Source organism: Actinoplanes sp. NPDC051388, from assembly GCF_055586225.1.
Genome location: NZ_JBVJIP010000005.1, coordinates 317,398 through 335,970, shown reverse-complemented (window position 1 = coordinate 335,970; position 18,573 = coordinate 317,398). Strand labels below are relative to the sequence as shown.

At 71.1% G+C, this 18,573-nt stretch carries 17 protein-coding genes; 10 read left to right on the top strand and 7 right to left on the bottom strand.

Features of this window, described 5'->3' with window-relative positions; genetic code table 11:
- Positions 1-83 precede the first annotated feature (83 nt).
- The gene (locus ACZ6TI_RS15755) at positions 84-587 is read right to left on the bottom strand and encodes an NUDIX hydrolase (RefSeq protein ID WP_465345746.1); all 504 of its coding nucleotides are present in this window, start codon (positions 585-587) and stop codon (positions 84-86) included.
- 60 nt (positions 588-647) lie between these two features.
- Positions 648-1,040, bottom strand: a complete 393-nt coding sequence (locus tag ACZ6TI_RS15750; protein WP_465345745.1) for an SCO5389 family protein — start codon at positions 1,038-1,040, stop codon at positions 648-650.
- Positions 1,041-1,207: 167 nt separating this feature from the next.
- On the opposite strand from ACZ6TI_RS15750, the gene ACZ6TI_RS15745 reads away from it, so the two are divergent.
- The 3 genes from ACZ6TI_RS15745 to ACZ6TI_RS15735 all read left to right on the top strand — a co-directional run bounded on the left by ACZ6TI_RS15745 (position 1,208) and on the right by ACZ6TI_RS15735 (position 4,263).
- The gene (locus ACZ6TI_RS15745) at positions 1,208-2,644 is read left to right on the top strand and encodes a gamma-aminobutyraldehyde dehydrogenase (RefSeq protein ID WP_465345744.1); all 1,437 of its coding nucleotides are present in this window, start codon (positions 1,208-1,210) and stop codon (positions 2,642-2,644) included.
- 2 nt (positions 2,645-2,646) lie between these two features.
- Positions 2,647-3,930, top strand: a complete 1,284-nt coding sequence (gene gabT, locus ACZ6TI_RS15740; protein WP_465345743.1) for a 4-aminobutyrate--2-oxoglutarate transaminase — start codon at positions 2,647-2,649, stop codon at positions 3,928-3,930.
- A gap of 123 nt (positions 3,931-4,053) precedes the next feature.
- Entirely contained in the window at positions 4,054-4,263 is a 210-nt protein-coding gene (locus tag ACZ6TI_RS15735) for a helix-turn-helix domain-containing protein (protein WP_465345742.1), read from the top strand.
- A gap of 75 nt (positions 4,264-4,338) precedes the next feature.
- On the opposite strand, the gene ACZ6TI_RS15730 is transcribed toward ACZ6TI_RS15735, so the two are convergent.
- On the bottom strand, positions 4,339-5,535 hold the full coding sequence (locus ACZ6TI_RS15730) for a saccharopine dehydrogenase family protein (RefSeq protein ID WP_465345741.1): 1,197 nt from the start codon (positions 5,533-5,535) through the stop codon (positions 4,339-4,341).
- A 181-nt stretch (positions 5,536-5,716) separates the two neighbouring features.
- Here ACZ6TI_RS15730 and ACZ6TI_RS15725 point away from each other — a divergent pair, with 181 nt between their 5' ends.
- The 5 genes from ACZ6TI_RS15725 to ACZ6TI_RS15705 all read left to right on the top strand — a co-directional run bounded on the left by ACZ6TI_RS15725 (position 5,717) and on the right by ACZ6TI_RS15705 (position 10,457).
- Positions 5,717-6,172 carry an Lrp/AsnC family transcriptional regulator gene (locus tag ACZ6TI_RS15725; RefSeq protein ID WP_465345740.1) on the top strand — a complete coding sequence of 152 codons (456 nt, stop codon included), beginning with the start codon at positions 5,717-5,719 and terminating at the stop codon, positions 6,170-6,172.
- Positions 6,169-7,539 carry an aspartate aminotransferase family protein gene (locus ACZ6TI_RS15720; RefSeq protein WP_465345739.1) on the top strand — a complete coding sequence of 457 codons (1,371 nt, stop codon included), beginning with the start codon at positions 6,169-6,171 and terminating at the stop codon, positions 7,537-7,539. The genes ACZ6TI_RS15725 and ACZ6TI_RS15720 overlap by 4 nt, the downstream gene beginning before the upstream one ends.
- Positions 7,540-7,643: 104 nt before the next feature.
- A complete protein-coding gene (locus tag ACZ6TI_RS15715; protein WP_465345738.1) occupies positions 7,644-8,882 on the top strand; it encodes an NAD(P)/FAD-dependent oxidoreductase in 1,239 nt (412 codons plus the stop codon).
- Positions 8,879-10,096, top strand: a complete 1,218-nt coding sequence (locus ACZ6TI_RS15710; protein WP_465345737.1) for an MFS transporter — start codon at positions 8,879-8,881, stop codon at positions 10,094-10,096. The genes ACZ6TI_RS15715 and ACZ6TI_RS15710 overlap by 4 nt, the downstream gene beginning before the upstream one ends.
- Entirely contained in the window at positions 10,077-10,457 is a 381-nt protein-coding gene (locus ACZ6TI_RS15705) for a VOC family protein (RefSeq protein ID WP_465345736.1), read from the top strand. Before ACZ6TI_RS15710 ends, ACZ6TI_RS15705 begins: the two co-directional genes overlap by 20 nt.
- Here the strand turns inward: ACZ6TI_RS15705 and ACZ6TI_RS15700 are convergent.
- On the bottom strand, positions 10,362-12,515 hold the full coding sequence (locus ACZ6TI_RS15700; RefSeq protein WP_465345735.1) for a cellulase family glycosylhydrolase: 2,154 nt from the start codon (positions 12,513-12,515) through the stop codon (positions 10,362-10,364). The two genes, ACZ6TI_RS15705 and ACZ6TI_RS15700, sit on opposite strands and share 96 nt — an antisense overlap.
- A gap of 205 nt (positions 12,516-12,720) precedes the next feature.
- On the opposite strand from ACZ6TI_RS15700, the gene ACZ6TI_RS15695 reads away from it, so the two are divergent.
- Positions 12,721-14,394, top strand: coding sequence for a serine/threonine-protein kinase (locus ACZ6TI_RS15695; protein WP_465345734.1), 1,674 nt, complete (start codon positions 12,721-12,723; stop codon positions 14,392-14,394).
- Between the two features lie 59 nt (positions 14,395-14,453).
- Positions 14,454-15,437 (top strand): LLM class flavin-dependent oxidoreductase, encoded by a 984-nt coding sequence (locus tag ACZ6TI_RS15690; RefSeq protein WP_465345733.1) that lies wholly within the window; start codon positions 14,454-14,456, stop codon positions 15,435-15,437.
- Between the two features lie 47 nt (positions 15,438-15,484).
- Here the strand turns inward: ACZ6TI_RS15690 and ACZ6TI_RS15685 are convergent, their stop codons facing one another.
- From ACZ6TI_RS15685 to ACZ6TI_RS15675, 3 genes are read right to left on the bottom strand one after another with little or no spacing between them, the layout of a single operon-like run.
- On the bottom strand, positions 15,485-16,873 hold the full coding sequence (locus ACZ6TI_RS15685) for an NAD(P)/FAD-dependent oxidoreductase (RefSeq protein WP_465345732.1): 1,389 nt from the start codon (positions 16,871-16,873) through the stop codon (positions 15,485-15,487).
- The gene (locus ACZ6TI_RS15680) at positions 16,866-17,711 is read right to left on the bottom strand and encodes an ABC transporter permease (RefSeq protein WP_465345731.1); all 846 of its coding nucleotides are present in this window, start codon (positions 17,709-17,711) and stop codon (positions 16,866-16,868) included. Before ACZ6TI_RS15680 ends, ACZ6TI_RS15685 begins: the two co-directional genes overlap by 8 nt.
- A complete protein-coding gene (locus ACZ6TI_RS15675; protein WP_465345730.1) occupies positions 17,708-18,571 on the bottom strand; it encodes an ABC transporter permease in 864 nt (287 codons plus the stop codon). The genes ACZ6TI_RS15680 and ACZ6TI_RS15675 overlap by 4 nt, the downstream gene beginning before the upstream one ends.
- Positions 18,572-18,573 lie beyond the last annotated feature (2 nt).

Sequence of the window (18,573 nt, the reverse complement as noted above, 5' to 3'; positions counted from 1 at the left end):
GTGTTGCCGGTGACCTCGGCGCCCGTCGTCAACCGGCGCGCGGGCCGGCCCGAGTCGGGCTGGTTCGCCGAAAAGGTGTTTCGCTACCGCCCGCGCAGCTCGCGATAGGCGGCCAGCCCGTCGTCGACCCACTCCCAGTCGCCGCTCGCCAGGCGCTCGTCGATCTCGGCCTCGGTCAGGAAGGTGTGCCAGGCGACCTCCTCGGCCTGCGGGTGGACCGGACCGTCCCAGCTGACCTGGTAGACCGCCGACCACCAGGCGTGCTCCGGGGTCTCGAAGAGGAACTTGAAGACGAACTCGGGGGCCGGCAGGTCGTCCACCCCCAGTTCCTCGCGGGCCTCGCGCCAGGCGGCCTCGTCGTAGCTCTCGCCGGCGCCGACCACGCCGCCGACGAACATGTCGTGGGCGGACGGGAAGACCGCCTTCGTGGCGGTGCGCCGGTGCACGAAGATCCGATCCTGCGAGTCGCGGACCAGGATGAACGCGCAGCGGTGCCGGAGCCGTCGCGCGTAGGACTCGGCCCGCCGGGCCTGGCCGACCACCCGGTCCTGCTCGTCCACCACGTCGATCAGCTCGTCATCGCTCATGCCAAGAAAAGTAGCCGGGCGGGTGGCCGACACCACCCGCCCGGCAAGCCCTGCGGCCGATCAGCAGTTGCGCAGCTCCGGCGACTGGTTCAGCAGCTGGCCGCGCGGCGACACGAACGCCTGGTAGCGCTGGTCACCGACGGCGCCGAAGGAGAACGCCGCGACCCGGTGGCAGTTCTGGAAGGCCAGCTTCGCGCCGAAGTGCCGCTCCAGCCCGCCGCGGATGGCGTCGCTGGCCAGGGCGCGCAGCAGCTGGCCACGCTCCACGTCGGACGGCGGCGGCACCTCGTGGTCGGCGAAGTCGCCGCCACCGTTCTTCAGGTCGGTCATCACGGAGCTGATCACGTCCCAGGCGTACGGCAGCGAGGTGCGGACGCAGTCCACGAACTCGGCGTCGGAGACCTCGCCCCGCTCGGCGGTGGCGAGCAGGTCGGGGGAGACGGTGAGCGACATGCGGTTCCTTTCGGTGGGATGTCTCGGGGACGGGCACCATCCTGTTGGAAACGATTGTCATTAGCAAGTGGGGCACTCGAACGGGTGAGTCGGGCATAAGGTGCACTGCGACGGAACAGCCCGTGCTGACCCCTTGCCAGCGACGGAATCAGTGAAAAGATGTCGCCATGACCGCGAAAACCGTGCTGCAGAACGTGATCGCCGGCGAGTCGGTGGATCCCGCCGACGGCCGCTACGAGGACCTCATCGATCCGGCCACCGGCGAGGTGTTCGCGTCCGCCCCGGTCTCCGGCCAGGCCGACGTCGATCGCGCGATGGCCGCCGCCGCGGACGCCTTCGAGACGTGGCGCGACACCACGCCGAGCGACCGCCAGCGCGCGCTGCTGAAGTTCGCCGACGCGATCGAGGCGCGGGCCGGCGAGCTGGTCACCGCCGAGTCGCAGAACACCGGCAAGCCGCTCGGCCTGACCGCCAGCGAGGAGCTGCCGCCGGCGATCGATCAGATCCGGTTCTTCGCCGGCGCCGCGCGCCTGCTCGAGGGCCGCTCCGCGGGGCAATACCTGGCCGGGTACGAGAGCTACGTGCGGCGCGAGCCGGTCGGCGTGTGCGCCCAGGTCACCCCCTGGAACTACCCGCTGATGATGGCGGTCTGGAAGATCGCCCCGGCGATCGCGGCCGGCAACACGGTGGTGCTCAAGCCGTCCGACACCACGCCGGTCACCAGCATCCTGCTGGCGCAGATCGCGGCCGAGTTCTTTCCCGCGGGCGTACTCAACGTGGTGTGCGGCGATCGCGACACCGGCCGTGCGCTGGTCTCGCACCGCACCCCGCAGATGGTCTCCATCACCGGCTCGGTCCGGGCCGGCATGGAGGTCGCGGCCGCCGCCGCGACCGACCTCAAGCGCACCCACCTCGAACTCGGCGGCAAGGCGCCGGTGGTGGTCTTCGACGACGCCGACATCGAGGCCGCGTCCGCCGCGATCGCCGAGGCGGGCTACTTCAACGCCGGGCAGGACTGCACGGCGGCGACCCGGGTGCTGGCCGGACCCGGCGTCTACACCGACTTCGTGGCCGCGCTCGCCGAGCAGGCCCGGGGCACCCGCACCGGCGCGGCCGACGACGAGGACGTGCTCTACGGCCCGCTGAACAACGCCCGCCAGCTCGAGCGGGTCAGTGGCTTCGTGGACCGGCTGCCGGACCACGCCACCCTCGACGCGGGCGGCGCGCGGCAGGGCGACCGCGGCTACTTCTACACCCCGACGGTGGTCTCCGGCCTGCGCCAGACCGACGAGATCATCCAGGACGAGGTGTTCGGCCCGGTGATCACCGTGCAGAAGTTCACCGACGAGGACGAGGCCGCGCGCTGGGCGAACGGCGTGGAGTACGGCCTGGCGTCGTCGGTCTGGACGAAGGACCACGGCCGGGCGATGCGGATGACCCGGCGGCTGGACTTCGGCTGCGTCTGGGTCAACTGCCACATCCCGCTGGTCGCCGAGATGCCGCACGGCGGGTTCAAGCACTCCGGGCACGGCAAGGACCTCTCGGTGTACGGCCTGGAGGACTACACCCGGGTCAAGCACGTCATGCACCACGTGGGGGAGTGACCGTGCCGACCTCCGACGACATCCAGAAGCGCCGGTCGGCCGCGGTCGCCCGTGGGGTCAGCTCGGTCATCTCGTCCTACGTGGACAGTGCCAGCGGCGCGTCGATGCGCGACGTCGACGGCCGGGAGTGGCTGGACTTCGCCTCCGGCATCGCGGTCACCTCGGTGGGCAACGCGGCGCCGCGGGTGGTCGAGGCGGTCCGCGCCCAGGCCGAGCGCTTCACCCACACCTGCTTCATGGTGGCGCCCTACGAGTCCTACGTGGCGGTCTGCGAGCAGCTGATCGAGCTGACCCCGGGCGGCTTCGAGAAGCGCGCGGCGCTGTTCAACTCGGGCGCCGAGGCGGTGGAGAATGCGGTGAAGATCGCCCGGCACGCGACCGGGCGGCAGGCCGTCGTGGTGTTCGACCACGCCTATCACGGCCGCACCAACCTGACGATGGCGCTGACCGCGAAGGCGATGCCCTACAAGCACCGGTTCGGGCCGTTCGCGCCGGAGGTCTACCGCGCGCCGATGTCCTACCCGCTGCGCGACGGCGGGCTGACCGGCGTCCAGGCGGCCGCCCGCGCGATCGACGTGATGGAGAAACAGGTCGGCAGCGGCAACGTGGCGGCGGTGCTGATCGAGCCGATCCAGGGCGAGGGCGGTTTCGTCGAGCCCGCGCCGGGCTTCCTGCCCGCGCTGGCCGAGTGGTCCCGCACGGCGGGTGCGGTGTTCATCGCGGACGAGATCCAGACCGGCTTCTGCCGTACGGGGGCCTGGTTCGCCAGCGAGCACGAGGGCGTGGAACCCGACCTGGTGACCACCGCGAAGGGGATGGGCGGCGGGCTGCCGATCGCCGGCGTCGTCGGCCGCGCCGAGCTGATGGACGCGGTGCACGCGGGCGGGCTCGGCGGCACCTACGGCGGCAACCCGATCGCCTGCGCGGCCGCCCTGGCCGCCATCGAGACCATGCGCGAGCTGGACCTGGCGGCGGCCGCCCGCAGGATCGGCGACCGGCTGCTCTCGCGGCTGCGGGCGATCGACGACCAGGGCATCGGCGATGTCCGCGGGCGCGGCGCGATGGTCGCGATCGAGCTGGTCCGGCCGGGCACGATCGAACCCGACCCGGTCCGCGCGGCCGCCGCGGCGAAGGCCTGTCACGAGGCCGGCCTGCTGGTGCTGACCTGCGGCACCTACGGCAACGTGCTGCGCTTCCTGCCGCCGCTGGTGATCGGCGACGACGACCTCGACCGGGGGATCGGCATCGTTCGGCGGTCGCTCCAGGTTTCGGGCCTTCAGGGCTAGGGTGAATTTCCGTGAGCGGCTCGACCTTGTGCCTTCCTGAGACCAAATGAGCCTGCACAGCAAACGCAGCGGCTATCGGCGTGGATGTTCGAACCCGGGCATAGACCGTCGTAAGGTGCGCCTGTGCAGCTCCGTTACAACTACCGGGTCTATCCGACAGCGAGTCAGCGGGCTTCGCTGGCTCGAGCGTTCGGATGTGCGCGGGTGGTTTTCAACGACGGGCTGCGGGCAAGACTGGCGGCTCGGGAGATCGGCGAGGCGTATCTGTCCGACGGGGTGTTGTCCAAACAGATCATCACGGCGGCCAAGACTTGTCCCGGCGCAGCGCGTTGAAGCGGTAACCCACCCGGACGCGGCGTGTTCCACGTGCAGCGTGGAGGGATCTCCGTCCTTTGGGCGAAGAGGATGTCAATGCTCGCGTAGCGCCCAGGGCGTTCCGTATTCGACGAGCTTGGCCAGGAACGGCTCGGCGTCGAACGCCTCCGGGCCGAGCACACCGATGCCGGTCCAGGCGCCGGCGGCGAGCAGTTCCAAGGCGATCACCGGGTTCACCGCGGTCTGCCACACCACCGCCTGGGCGCCGTACTCACGCATCGACCACTCGTTGTCGACCAGGTGGTAGAGGTAGACCGAGCGCGGCTCACCCTCCGGGCCCAGGCCGGTGACCAGGGTGCCGGCGCAGGTGGTGCCGGTCATCCGGTCGCCCAGCGTGGCCGGGTCCGGCAGGCAGGCCGCCACCACGTCGCGCGGCGACACCTCGATGCCGCCGACGGTGACCGGCTGGGTGCGGTCCAGGCCGAGCTTGCGCAGCGTCTTCAGGACGTCGATGAACTCCTTGCCGAGCCCGTACTTGAAGGTCACCTTGCGGGCGTCCACCCAGCGCGGGATCAGCAGCACCTCCTCGTGCTCGACGTGCACGCACTCGACCGGGCCGATGCCGCCGGGGAAGTCGAACGTCTCCGGCTCGGACAGCGGCTCGGTGGTGTACCAGCCGCGGTCCTTCTCGAAGATCACCGGCGGGTTCAGGCACTCCTCGATCGTCGTCCACACCGAGAAGGACGGCGCGAAGTCGTAGCCCTCGACGACCAGGTTGCCGCCGTCCCGGATGCCGACCTCGTCGATCCGGGAGAACAGGTGATCCGCGGCATAGCGGGCGAACACGTCCGACAGACCGGGCTCGACCCCGATCCCGACCAGAGCTAATCGGCCGGCCGCCCGCCAGCGGCCGGCCTCGGCGAACTGCTCGTCACCGAGCTTCACGCCGGTCTTGTGGAGTGGCTCCTCGGGGTGCGGCCGGGACAGGGACATCGCCATGTCCAGATAGTCCGCACCGGCGGCCAGCGCCCCTTCGAAGATCGGCAGCACGAACCGCGGGTCGACCGCGTTCAGCACGTGCGTGATCTCGTGCTCGCGGCACAGCGCGGCCACCGCGGCCGCCGAGGAGGCGTCCACCCGAGCTGATCGGAAGCGGTCGTCGTGCACCGCCGCCGCGGCCTTGCCCTCGTCTTGGTCGGCCACCACGAACAGGTCGAAGAACTCGCGGCGGGCGGCGATGCCGGCCGCCGCAGCGCCCACACCGCCGGCGCCGATCAGAAGGATGCGCATGCCACCTCATAGAACCGAAACCGTGTCAGGTGAGCGTTGTGGCCACGGAAACACTTGTCAAGGCCCGAAAAAGCTGCGATAAACGTATGTACATGCAGCGCCGCAACGGATTCAATCGAGTGACACAAAGCCGACCACTGATTCCATTGCCAGGCCTCGGGGGCGCGGGCACAATCGCGGCGTGACCGACCTGGCGCTGGACGACATCAACAAGCAGATCATCGAGCACCTGCAGCGTGACGGGCGGATGTCGTACGCCGCGCTGGCCAAGACCATCGGACTCTCGGAGGCCGCGGTTCGTCAACGCGTGCAGCGCCTCCTGGACGGCGGGCTGATGCAGATCGTCGCGGTCACCGACCCGCTGACGCTCGGCTTCGCCCGGCAGGCGATGGTCGGCGTCAAGGTGATCGGCGACCTGCGCTCGGTGGCCGACGAACTGGCGACCATCCCCGAGGTGGACTACGTGGTGATCTGCGCCGGCGGGTTCGACCTGCTCGTCGAGCTGGTCTGCACGGACGACGCGCACCTGCTGGACCTGCTCAACGACAAGGTCCGGGCGGTGCAGGGGGTCGCCGAGACCGAGACGTTCATGTATCTGAAGCTCGCCAAACAGACGTACGCGTGGGGAACGAGATGACGCAGGACCTTGCCGCAGCCGCCCGGGACCACCTCTGGATGCACTTCACGCGCTTGTCCGCGTACTCGGGTCCGGGCGCCGGTGAGGTCCCGGTCATCGTCCGCGGCTCCGGGCCGTACATCTACGACCAGCACGGCAAGCGGTACCTGGACGGGCTCTCCGGCCTGTTCGTGGTGCAGACCGGGCACGGCCGCACCGAGCTCGCCGAGGCCGCCGCCAAGCAGGCCGCCGAGCTCGCCTACTTCCCGGTCTGGTCCTATGCGCACCCGGCCGCGATCGAGCTGGCCGAGCGGCTGGCCGGGATGGCGCCCGGCGACCTGAACCGGGTGTTCTTCACCACCGGCGGCTCGGAGGCCGTGGAGAGCGCCTGGAAGCTCGCCCGCAGCTACTTCAAGCTGACCGGCAAGCCGATGAAGACCAAGGCGATCTCGCGCGCGGTGGCCTACCACGGCACCACCATGGGCGCGCTGTCGATCACCGGCCTGCCCGCGCTCAAGGCGCAGTTCGAACCGCTGGTGCCGAGCACCATGCGGGTGCCGAACACGAACTACTACCGCCGGCCCGACGAGAACATGACGCCCGAGCAGTTCGGCGTCTGGGCCGCCGACCGGATCGCCGAGGCCATCGAGTTCGAGGGCCCCGAGACGGTCGCCTGCGTCTATCTCGAGCCGGTGCAGAACTCGGGCGGCTGCCTGCCCCCGCCGCCCGGCTACTTCCAGCGGGTCCGGGAGATCTGCGACCGCTACGACGTGCTGCTGGTCTCCGACGAGGTGATCTGCGCGTTCGGCCGGCTGGGCGAGTTCTTCGGCTCGGCGAAGTACGGCTACCAGCCCGACATCATCACCTGCGCCAAGGGCATGACCTCGGGTTACGTGCCGATGGGCGCGATGATCGCCTCCGATCGGCTGGTCGAGCCGTTCCTGCACGGCACCGCCACGTTCGCGCACGGCATCACCTTCGGCGGCCACCCGGTCGCGTCCGCGGTCGCGCTCACCAACCTGGACATCTTCGAGCGCGAGGACCTCAACGGGCACGTCCGCGCGAACACCGACACGTTCCGGTCCTATCTGGAGCGCCTCACCGACCTGCCGATCGTCGGCGACGTCCGCGGCGACGGCTACTTCTTCGGCATCGAGCTGGTCAAGGACAAGGCGACCAAGGAGACCTTCGACGCCGAGGAGTCCGACCGGCTGCTGCGCGGTTTTCTGTCCCAGGCGCTGTTCGAGGCCGGGCTCTATTGCCGGGCCGACGACCGCGGCGACCCGGTGGTGCAGCTGGCCCCGCCGCTGATCTGCGAGGAACGGCACTTCGCCGAGATCGAGCAGATCCTGCGTTCGGTGCTCAGCGAGGCATGGAAACACGTCTGAGCCCACCCGCGGCGGAAAACCCATGCAAAGTCGCTGTTTGAGCCCACCCGCGGCGGAAAACCCATGCAAAGTCGCTGTTTGAGCCCACCCGCGGCGGAAAACCCATGCAAAGTCGCTGTTTGAGCCAGTCGTTCTGGCTCGACTCGCTGGGGCCGATCATGCCGCGTGCGGCGCTGCCCGGCGATCGAGCCTTCGACGTGGCGATCGCCGGCGGCGGCTACACCGGGCTGTGGACCGCCTACTACCTCGCGCGGCTCGACCCGTCGCTGCGGATCGTGGTACTGGAGGCGGAGTACTGCGGCTTCGGCGCGTCCGGCCGCAACGGCGGCTGGTGCTCCGGCCTCTTCCCGAAGCCGCTGCCCGCGATGGCCCCGGCGCTGGCCGACGCGGTCGACGAGGTCGGCCGGGTCGCCGGGCGCGAGGGCATCGACTGCCACTACGCCAAGGGCGGCACCATCTCGCTCGCCCGCACGAAGGCCCAGCTGCGCCGGCTCGGCGCCTCCTCGATGAGCGCGGCGGACGCCCGGGCCGTCTGCGGTGCCAACGGCGTCCTCGGCGGCGTGTACAGCCCGGACTGCGCGGCGCTGCACCCCGCCCGGCTGGTGCGCGGCCTGGCCGAGACGGTCGAGCGCGCCGGCGTCACGATCCACGAGGGCACCCGCGTGCTGCGCACCGCGCCGGGGGTGGTCACCACGAGCCACGGCACGGTACGCGCGGACGTGGTGGTGCACGCCCTGGAGGCCTGGCGGCCCACGCTGCCCGGCCATCGGCGCACGGTGGCCCCGGTCTACTCGCTGATGATCGCCACCGAGCCGCTCCCGTCGTCGTTCTGGGAGCGGGCCGGGCTGGCGCGGCGGGAGACGTTCAGCGACGAGCGCCGCATGGTCATCTACGGTCAGCGCACCGCCGACGACCGGCTGGCGTTCGGCGGGCGGGGCGCGCCTTACCACTTCGGCTCCCGCATCCATCCCGGCTACGACCGGGTTCCGGCGGTGTTCGAGGCGCTGCGCCGCACGCTGGTCGACCTGTTCGGCATCGATCCGCCGATCGTCGCCCGGTGGGGCGGGCCGCTGGGCATTCCGCGGGACTGGATGCCGTCGGTCGGGCTGCGGGACTCCTCGGCCTGGGCGGGCGGGTACGTCGGTGACGGGGTGGCGGCGGCGAACCTCGCCGGGCGTACCCTCGCGGATCTGATCTTGAAGAGGGCGACCGCGCGCACGACGCTGCCCTGGGTGAACCACCGGTCCCGGCGATGGGAACCGGAGCCGATCCGATGGCTCGGGATCAACACCGTCCGCCGGGCGACGGCACTGCTCGATCGATGGGACAATGCCTCTCGGTGATCGAAGCGCTGCGGGTCCGGGACTTCCGCCTGCTGTGGTTCGCCCGGTTGGTCAGCCTTCTCGGCTCCTGGCTGCTGATCGTCGCGGTGCCGGCCTATGTGTTCGAGCTGACCGGCTCGCTCGCCCTGACCGGCCTGACGCTGGCCGCCGAGATGCTGCCGCCGGTGCTGCTCGGCCCGATCGCCGGGGTGCTGGTCGACCGCTGGGACCGGCGCCGGGTGATGATCGCCGCCGACCTGCTGCGCGCGGCGGCGATCGTGCTGCTCCTGCTGGTCCGCGACCCGGGCGACGTCTGGCTGGTCTATCTGGCGCTGATCGCGGAGAGCGTGGGCACCGTGCTGTTCCGGCCCGCCGCGCAGGCGCACACCCCCGCCGTGGTCGGCACCGGCACGCTGCTGAGCAGCGCGAACGCGCTGAATGCGGTGACCGACGGCACGGCCCGGCTGATCGGCCCGCCGCTCGGTGGCGTGCTGCTGGTGTGGGCCGGCTTCGACCTGCTGATCTGGCTCGACACCGGCACCTATCTGGTCTCCGCGGCGGCCATCCTGCTGACCGCCCGGATCAGCGGTCCGGCCCGCGCCGAACGCCTGGGCCGGGTGGTCGGCGACCTGCGGGACGGCCTCGCCTTCGTCCGCGCGAGCCACACGCTGCGCTCGTTGCTGCTGGTCAACACGCTGTTCTTCGGCGCCAACGCCGCGCTCAGCGCGTTGCTGGTGCCGCACGGCGTGACGGTGTGGGGCGGCAGTGGCCCGACCGGGGTGGCCCTCTCCGTGCTCGGCGTCGGCTTCCTGGTCGGGGCGCCGCTGATGCGGGTGCTGGTCGACCGGGTCGCGCCGGCCCATCTGCTGGGCGGCACGCTGGCCGTGCTCGGCGTCTGCTTCGTGCTGCTCTTCACGGCCGGCTCGCTGGCCAGCGCCCTGGCGCCCATCCTGCTGCTCGGCATCTCCGGCTCGACCGCTCTCGGCGCCGTGCAGACCACCCTGCAGCGGCTCACTCCCAACGCCGTCCTCGGCCGCACCAGCGCCGCGATGTTCACCCTGGAGGCGGCCGCCACGCTGGCCGGCGCGCTGGCCGGTCCCGCGTTCGCCGAGGCGACCTCGATACCCTGGACCGCGGTGGTCGCCGGGGCGGCGACCGTGCTCAGCGGAGTCCTCGGCCTGCTGCTGCTGCCGAGACGACGACCAGGAGGCGACGATGCCGCTGCGGACCCGTGAAAAGTGGTGGGGCGTCAACCTCAGCGCTCCCGACGCGCGCGAGCTGGCCCGGTTCTACGCGCGCCTGCTCGACTGGAAGCTCTATCTGGACTCCGACGGCGACGGCGCCTCGGTGTCACCCGGCGACGACTCCGGCTACAACCTGGGCTTCCAGACCGAGCCGGCCTACGAGCGCCCGGTCTGGCCGGCCGAGCCGGGCAAGCCGCAGATGTCGATGCACCTGGAGATCCAGGTGGACGACCTGGACGAGGCGGTCGCGCACGCGCTATCCGTCGGCGCGGAGCAGGCCACCTTCCAGCCGCAGAGCCGGGTCCGGGTCATGCTGGATCCGGCTGGTCACCCGTTCTGCCTGTACCTGTGACAGCCCGCCGGTCACCTGGCTTCCCGACTTCGTGACGCGATAGGTGAGCTGCGTGCCACTCCAGAAGTGGAAGGTCAGGGTGACCGCGGCGCCGTCGTTGACCTCGGCGAAGAAGGCCGGCGTCAGGGTGATCCGGTTGCCCGCGTAGTCCGGCGCGAACGCCACGTCGAACTCCTTGAACGACGTCCAGTTGTGCGGGCCGGCGTTCGAACCGTCGGCATACCGGGCCTCCATCGTGGCCAGCCGGTCGCCGCGGAACTGGGTCGGCACGGCGAACGCGGCGGTGGTGCCGGTCGTCGCGGAGAGCACCGGGACGTCATAGGTGAGCAGGTCGATCCGCCACGGGACGCCGGCCGAGAACCGGGCGCTGAGCGTGGCGTTCACCCCGTACGCCCGGGATCCGCTCAGCCGGGTGAGCAACGCCGCGCTCAGCGTGAGCTGATCGCCGGAGACCGTGTAGTCGGTGCCCCGCACCAGTTCCGTGCCGCCCTGCCACAGGCCGGCGAACGACGTGCCGTTGAGGGAGAGCGTGACGGTCTTCGCGGAGATCGCCGACGCCCGGGCACTGAACACCTGATCGGTCGACGCGGTGCCGGAGCGCGTGGTCCAGCTCGCCTTGATCATGGCGATCAGCTCGGGGTCGTTCCAGGTCAGGTTGGTGCGGTGGAAGTGCTGGCCGTTGTCCCACAGCATGGTGGTGATGCCGCGCAGCCGCGCCTGGTAGCCGAACAGCTCGAAGAACTTCAGCTTCTCGCCCTGCTCGATGGTGCCGGTGTGCCGGTCGAAGCCGAGCAGGCCGTACTCGCCGATGATCACCGGGATGCCCCGGGCGACGAACGCGTTGTACGCCCGGTCGAAGGTGCCGACGAGGTCCTGTTGCGCGGTGGCGTCGAACCGGTAGCCGCCGGCCACGTTCACGCTGAACGGCCAGTAGCCGTAGTAGTGCACGGTGGCGATCAGGTTCGGGTCGTTCATCGCGGCGAAGGTGGCCGACAGCTCGTCCAGGCGGGCCTGGTCGGCGGAGGTGTGCAGGGTCGGCAGCACGAGCAGGCGGCTCGCGTTGCCGCCGCCGGAGTTGCGGACGACCGTGCGGAACGTGGTGTTGAGCTCGTTGAGCAGCTGCGCGTTCTGGGCGTCGCCGGAGCCGCCGGTGAACTGCGGCTCGTTGACGCTCTCCAGGATCAGCTTCGACGAGGAGTCGCGGAAGGAGGCGGCCAGCTGCGTCCAGGTGGCGGTGAAGCGGTTGAGCACGTTCGTGCGATCCGTCGGCATCGTGTTGATCCACTGCCACGAGTCGTGGTGCACGTTGAGCATCACGTAGAAGCCGTCGGCCAGCGCCCAGCCGACCACCTCGCGCACCCGGTTCAGATAGGCGCTCTCGATCGTGTAGTTGGGCGCACCGCCCTGGTGGGCGCTCCAGGTGACCGGGATGCGGATGCTCTTGAAGCCCTGCGCGCGGATCCCGTCCAGCAGCGCCTCGGTGATCCGCGGGTTGCCCCAGGACGTCTCGTCGGCGCCGGTGGCGTCCAGCGAGTTGCCGAGGTTCCAGCCGGGCTGCATGGCCGCCACCGCGGCCATCGCGCCCCCGGACGGCGGCGGATCGGTGGGCGGCGGATCGGTGGGCGGCGGGTCGGTCGGCGGGGGAGTCACCACCGAGCCGGTGCAGGCGACGCCGTTGAGCGTGAACGCGGCGGGTGACGGGTTGCTGCCGCTCCACGAGCCGTTGAAGCCGAACGACACGCTGCCGTTGGTCGGGATCGCCGCGTTCCACCCGACGTTGGTCGCGGTGGTCACCCCGCCGGCCGTGGTGACCGTCGCGCCCCAGGCCTGGGTGACCTGCTGGCCGGCCGGGAAGGTCCAGTTCAACCGCCAGCCGTCGACCCGATCGCCGAGGTTGGTGACCGCGACGTTGGCCGTGAAGCCACCGGGCCACTGACTCGGCGCCGAATAGGCGACCTGACAACCGGCGGCCGCCTCCGCAGCGGTCGCCGAGACGATGCCGGCGCCGGCCAGAAGCACCGCCGCGACGCCGGTGAAGAGGACCCTCAACCGTTTCATGTGCGGAGACTAAGTTGCCCATCCAGTCTAAGTCAATCGACGTTCATCGAACTCGACTGTCGAAAAGCGCCAAGCTACTCACCGGTCAGTTGTCGAGGCGAGCCGGAGATCCGGCCGCCGGTAACCTGGTCCGCACGGGGACGGCGATGATCTATGCCCGCCGTCCCTCCTGGACGCCCCTGATCAGGGATGGGAGCGCTACCACATGGGCACTACGCCCTTGCGGCCCGAGGACCCACGGCGGCTCGGTGACCACCAGCTGCTGGCCCGTCTGGGCGAGGGCGGCATGGGCACGGTGTTCCTCGGCCGCGACCCCGGTGGCCGGCTGGTGGCGGTGAAGTCGATCCGGGCGGAGTACGCCAACCAGGAGGTGTTCCGCGCCCGCTTCCGCAGCGAGGTCAACCGGGTGCGGCAGGTGCCGTCGTTCTGCACCGCCGCGGTGGTCGACGCCGACCCGGACCACGAGATCCCCTACCTGGTGGTGGAATACGTGGACGGCCCCAGCCTGCAGGAGGTGGTCACCGACCAGGGCGCGATGTCGCCCGGCGACCTGCACAGCCTGGCCATCGGGGTGGCCGCCGCGCTGACCGCGATCCACGGCGCCGGGGTGATCCACCGCGACCTGAAGCCGACCAACGTGCTGCTGTCGCTGGGTCTGCCCAAGGTGATCGATTTCGGTATCGCGCGCGCCCTCGAGGTCACCAGCCTGCACACCCGCACCGACCAGGTGGTGGGCACTGTCGCCTATCTGGCGCCGGAGCGGCTCGACCCGTCGATGGGCGAGATGACCACCGCCGCGGACATCTTCTCCTGGGGGGCGGTGGTGGCCTACGCCGGCACCGGGCGCAGCCCCTTCGGCGGCGACACCCCGATGGTCACGGCGGCCCGCATCCTCACCGCGCAGCCCAACCTCTCCGACCTGCCCGACTCGCTGGCCGGGCTGGTCGGCCGGGCGCTGGCCAAGGACCCGGCGCACCGGCCGAGCGCGAGCGAGCTGATCCAGCACCTGGTCACGGTGCCCGCGCCGCAGCCGCCGGCCTCGCCCGCGCGCCCGGCCACCGCCCGGTTCGACGGCCGGCAACTGCTGGAACAGCTGATCGCGGAGGGGCCTAAGCCGGCCCCGATGGCCGCGCCCCTGCCGCCGGTGGGACGGCATCAGTCGGCGGTCCGGCGCCGGCCGTCGAAGGCCCTGGTCCGCCGGGTGATCTATGCGGCGGTCGCGTTACTCGTGGCCACGGTGGCCGCCGCCACCGTGGCCAACGCGCGCACCAACGACGAACCGCAGTCGCTGACGCCGTCCGCCCCGGCCTTCCAGACTCCGACCGCGGTCACGCTGGCCGAGCAGGGGCCGACGTTCGCCGATCCGCTCAGCGCGCCGGACAACTTCCCGGAGGGCGCCGGCGACACCGGCAGCTGCCGCTACGAGAACGGCCGGCTGCGTGCCCGTGCGGCGGGCCGGCTGACCTACCAGTGCCCGGGCCCGGCCGATCTGTTCCCGGGCGATCAGCTGATCTCGGTGGACGTCAACCTCGGCGGCCCGGCCTCGTGCGCGATGGTGTGGTTCCGCTACGACGGCGACCGCCGCTTCCAGCTCACCGCGTGCGCGGACCACCTCGTGATGGAGGTGATCGACGGCGCGTTCCTGACCACCACCGGCAAGGCGCAGACCGAGGCGTTGCGGCCGGGCGAACAGCACCGGCTCTCCATCACGGTCGCCGGGCAGCACGCGACGGTGGCCGTGGACGGCGTCGAAACGCTGCGATCCGGCTCGGCCAACGTCGAGATCGACACCGGCCGGGTCCTGCTCGGCGTCGTCAACGCCCGCTCGACCGGCACCGCGGAGGCCGACTTCAGCAACCTCGAGATCCAGGCGGGCTGAGTTCTGTACCGCTGATCACGTTTCTCGCCGCCGGGCGTGGTCGCGAGGAGCATGGACGGATGGCGACCCCTCTCGCACTTCTCGACCTCGCGCCGATCGCCCCCGGGCAGACCGCGCGGGAGAGCTTCACCGCCAGCGTCGAGCTGGCCCGGGCCGCGGAGCGCGCCGGCTACCGGCGGGTCTGGTACGCCGAACACCACAACATGCCCACCATCGCGTCGTCCGCCACCTCGGTGCTGATCGGTTACGTGGCCGCGCACACCGAGTCGATCCGGCTCGGCGCCGGCGGGGTGATGCTGCCCAACCACTCGCCGCTGGTGATCGCCGAGCAGTTCGGCACCCTGGGCACGCTCTACCCGGACCGGATCGACCTGGGCCTGGGCCGCGCGCCGGGCAGCGACCAGACCACGCTGCGCGCGTTGCGCCGCGACAACTCGTCCGCCGAGGCGTTCCCGCGGGACGTGCTGGAGCTGCAGGGCTATCTCACCGGCTCGTCCCGCATCCCCGGCGTGCGGGCGGTGCCGACGCCGCCCGCGCCGGTGCCGCTCTACATTCTGGGTTCGTCGCTCTTCGGCGCCCAGCTGGCCGCACATCTGGGCCTGCCGTACGCGTTCGCGTCGCATTTCGCCCCGGGCGCGCTGCACCAGGCCGTCGCCGTCTATCGCGACACTTTCCAGCCGTCCGAGCAGCTCGCCGAACCACACGTGATCGCCGGCGTGAACGTGATCGCCGCCGACGACCACGACCGGGCGGTCGACCTCAAGAACGAGGCTTATCGCGCCCGCACCCGCGGCATGCTGACCCGCGGTGGCGCGCCGGCTCCCGACCTGACCGACGACGAGGTGGACGCGTTCCTGGCCTCGCCGGACGGGCGGCAGCTCGCGGCGATGACCCGCTACACCGCGGTCGGCACCGCGGCCGAGGTGCGGGAATACCTGGAGAGCTTCGCCAAGGAGGCGGGCGCCGACGAACTGATCACCGCTCACCACGCGCAGCGGATCGAGGACCGGATCCGCTCGGTCGAGCTCATCGGCGCACCCTAGCGACGCCCGGCCGCCGCCGCTGCCGGCGGTCCGGTCTCGGACAGGGATCAGGAGTCGAAGCCGAGGCCCATCCGGTCGAGGGCGCGCAGCCACAGGTTGCGGCGGCCCTCGTGCCGGTCGGCCTGCGCGATCGACCGGCGGGTCAGCTCGATCACGGCGGTGCGGATCGGCTCCGGCGGGAACGGCACCGGCTTGCTGCGGACCATCCGCAGCGCGGTCAGCTCGGTGCGCCCGCCGGCCAGCAGATCCAGCATCACGTTCGCCCCGAACCGGGTCGCCCCCACACCCAGCCCGGTGTAGCCCGCCGCATAGGCCAGCCGCCCGCCGTGCGCGGTGCCGAAGAAACCGCTGAACCGGCTGCACGCGTCGATCACCCCGCCCCACTTGTGCGTGAAGCGGATCCCGTCGAGCTGCGGGAAGGTGGCCGCGAAGTGCGCCGCCAGCACCCGGAAAGTGGCCTCCCGCTGGTCCCGGGCCGGGCTGATCCGTCCGCCGCGGTAGTAGACCGCGTCGTAGCCGCCCCAGAGGATCCGGTTGTCGGCGGTCAGCCGGTAGTAGTGGAACTGGTTGGCGGCGTCGCCGAGTCCCTGCCGGTGCGCCCAGCCGATCGACGCGAGCTGCGAGGCGGTGAGCGGCTCGGTCATCAGCGCGTAGTCGTAGACCGGGACCAGGTAGTGCCGCAGCCGCCGCAGCAGGGTGCCGTGCGCGCCGGTGGCCAGCGCGACCCGGGCGGCGGAGACCTCGCCGCGTGGCGTGTCCAGTCGCAGGGCCGGGCCGAGGCGGGAGACGGCGTGCACGGGCGTGTTCTCGTACAGGCGGACTCCGAGCGACAGGCACGCCTGCCGCAACCCCCAGACCAGCCTGGCCGGATCGACCATGGCGCAGCCGGTCCGGTCCCAGACGCCGCCGAGATAGGTCGGCGAGCACACCTCGGCTCGCACCTCGTCGCGGTCCAGCAATGTCACGTCGAGCCCGCGGGCGACCTCGTCGTCGTAGGACGCGGTCAGCGCGCGCAGCTGCCACTGTTCGGTCGCGACCAGCAGCTCGCCGGTGCGTTCCCAGCCGCAGTCGATGCCGTAACGCCGCAGCGTCGCGGCGATCTCGTCGAGGTTGGCCCGGCCGAGCCGTTCGAGGGTGTCCATCTCGGCGGGGAAGCGGCTGGCGCCGTTGTCGAAGCCGTGGGTGAGGCTGGCCGAGCAGAACCCGCCGTTGCGGCCGGACGCCGCCCAGCCCGCCGTGCCCGCCTCCAGCACCACCACGTCCCGGCCCGGGTCGCGCTCCTTGGCCAGCAACGCCGTCCACAGCCCGCTGTACCCGGCGCCGACGATCGCCAGGTCCGCGCTGATCACCGACTCGAGGGGCGGAGCCGCCGCGGGCGCCCCGGGCTGGGCCAGCCAGTACGGCGCCGGGGTCGCGTCGGCGAGGGCGTCAGCCACGGTTGCGGCGCGGCCGGGACCGCACCCCGGAGAGCACCGCGATCAGCACGCCGACCGCGAAGATCAGCGTGCCCATGACGTTCACCTGGGGCGGCAGGCCGACCCGGGTGGCGCCCCAGATCCACAGCGGGAACGTGGTGGTGGTGCCGGCGGTGAAGTTGGTGACCACGAAGTCGTCGATGGACAGGGCGAAGGCGAGCAGCATGCCGGAGCCGACCGCGGGCAGGATCAGCGGGAAGGTGACCCGCCAGAACGTCGTCCACCCGGTCGCGCCCAGGTCGGACGCGGCCTCCTCGAGCGAGCGGTCCAGGGTGAGCACCCGGGAACGCACCACCACGGCCACGAACGAGATGGAGAACATGATGTGCGCGATGGTGATCGTGGCGGTGCCCAGCCCGACGCCCAGCGACACGAAGAGGGTCAGCAGCGACGCGCCCATCACCAGCTCGGGCGACGACATGGTGGCGAACAGGATCAGGTTCACCGTGCCGGAGCCGCGGAACCGGTAGCGGCCCAGCGCGTAGCCGATGCCGGTGCCGAGCGCGCCGGCCACCACGGCGGTGACGATCGCGATCACCAGCGAGACGACCAGCGCCGAGGTGAGCGCGTCGATGCCGAAGACGCGGCCGTACCACTTGAGCGTGAAGCCGTCCCAGGTCTGGTTGTAGCGGCCCGGGGTGTCGTTGAAGCCGAACGCGATCATCACCAGCACCGGCAGGGTCAGCCAGGCGATGATCAGCCAGGTGTAGGCGTGCAGCCAGCGCTGGCCGTTGATCCGGCGGCGACGCGTTGTGCCCGGCGTCTGCTGCGCGGCCGGAGAATCGAGAATCGCAGTCATCGCGCCGCCACCTTCATCACGTCCTCCGTGCCGAGCGCCCGCGCATACGCGAACACGCCGATCAGCAGCACCGCCATCAGGGTGAACGACAGGGCCGACGCGGTCGGGTAGTCCGACGTGGTCAGATATTGCGCCTGGATGACCTGTCCGACCATGGTGGTCGACGAGCTGCCGAGCACCGCCGAGTTCACATAGTCCGAGCTGGCCGGCACGAACGTCATCAGCACGCCGGCGAACACCCCGGGCAGCGCCAGCGGCAGGATCACCTTGCGGAAGGCGGTGGCCGGGTCGGCGTAGAGGTCGCGGGCCGCCTCGATCACCCGCGGGTCGATCCGTTCCAGCGCCACGTAGACCGGCAGCACCATGAAGGGCACGAAGTTGTAGACCAGCCCGGCGATGACCGCGAACGGGGTGCCGAGCACGTGGAACGACGGGCCGAGCAGCCCGATGTCCTTGAGCGTGCCGAGCAGCGCGCCGTCGTCGGTGAGGATCTGCCGCCACGAGATGGTGCGCAGCACGAACGACACGAAGAACGGCAGCAGCAACAGGAACAGGTACGTCGCCTTGCGCCGGCCGGCGTGGAACGCGATCCAGTAGGCCACCGGGAAGGCGATCACGATCAGCGCGATGGTGGCCAGGGCGCCGTAGATCAGCGAGCGGAAGATCTGCGTGCGATAGTCGCCGATCGCGTTCACGTAGGTCTGCCAGTGCCCGGTGAACACGTAGCCGTTGACGATGTCGCCCTCCTGCAGCGACAGCGACAGCATGGTGACCATCGGCACCGCGAAGAACAGCAGCAGCCACAACCCGCCCGGCAGGATCAGGAAATAGGGCGTGAGGGTGCGCCGGAGCCTGCTCACGC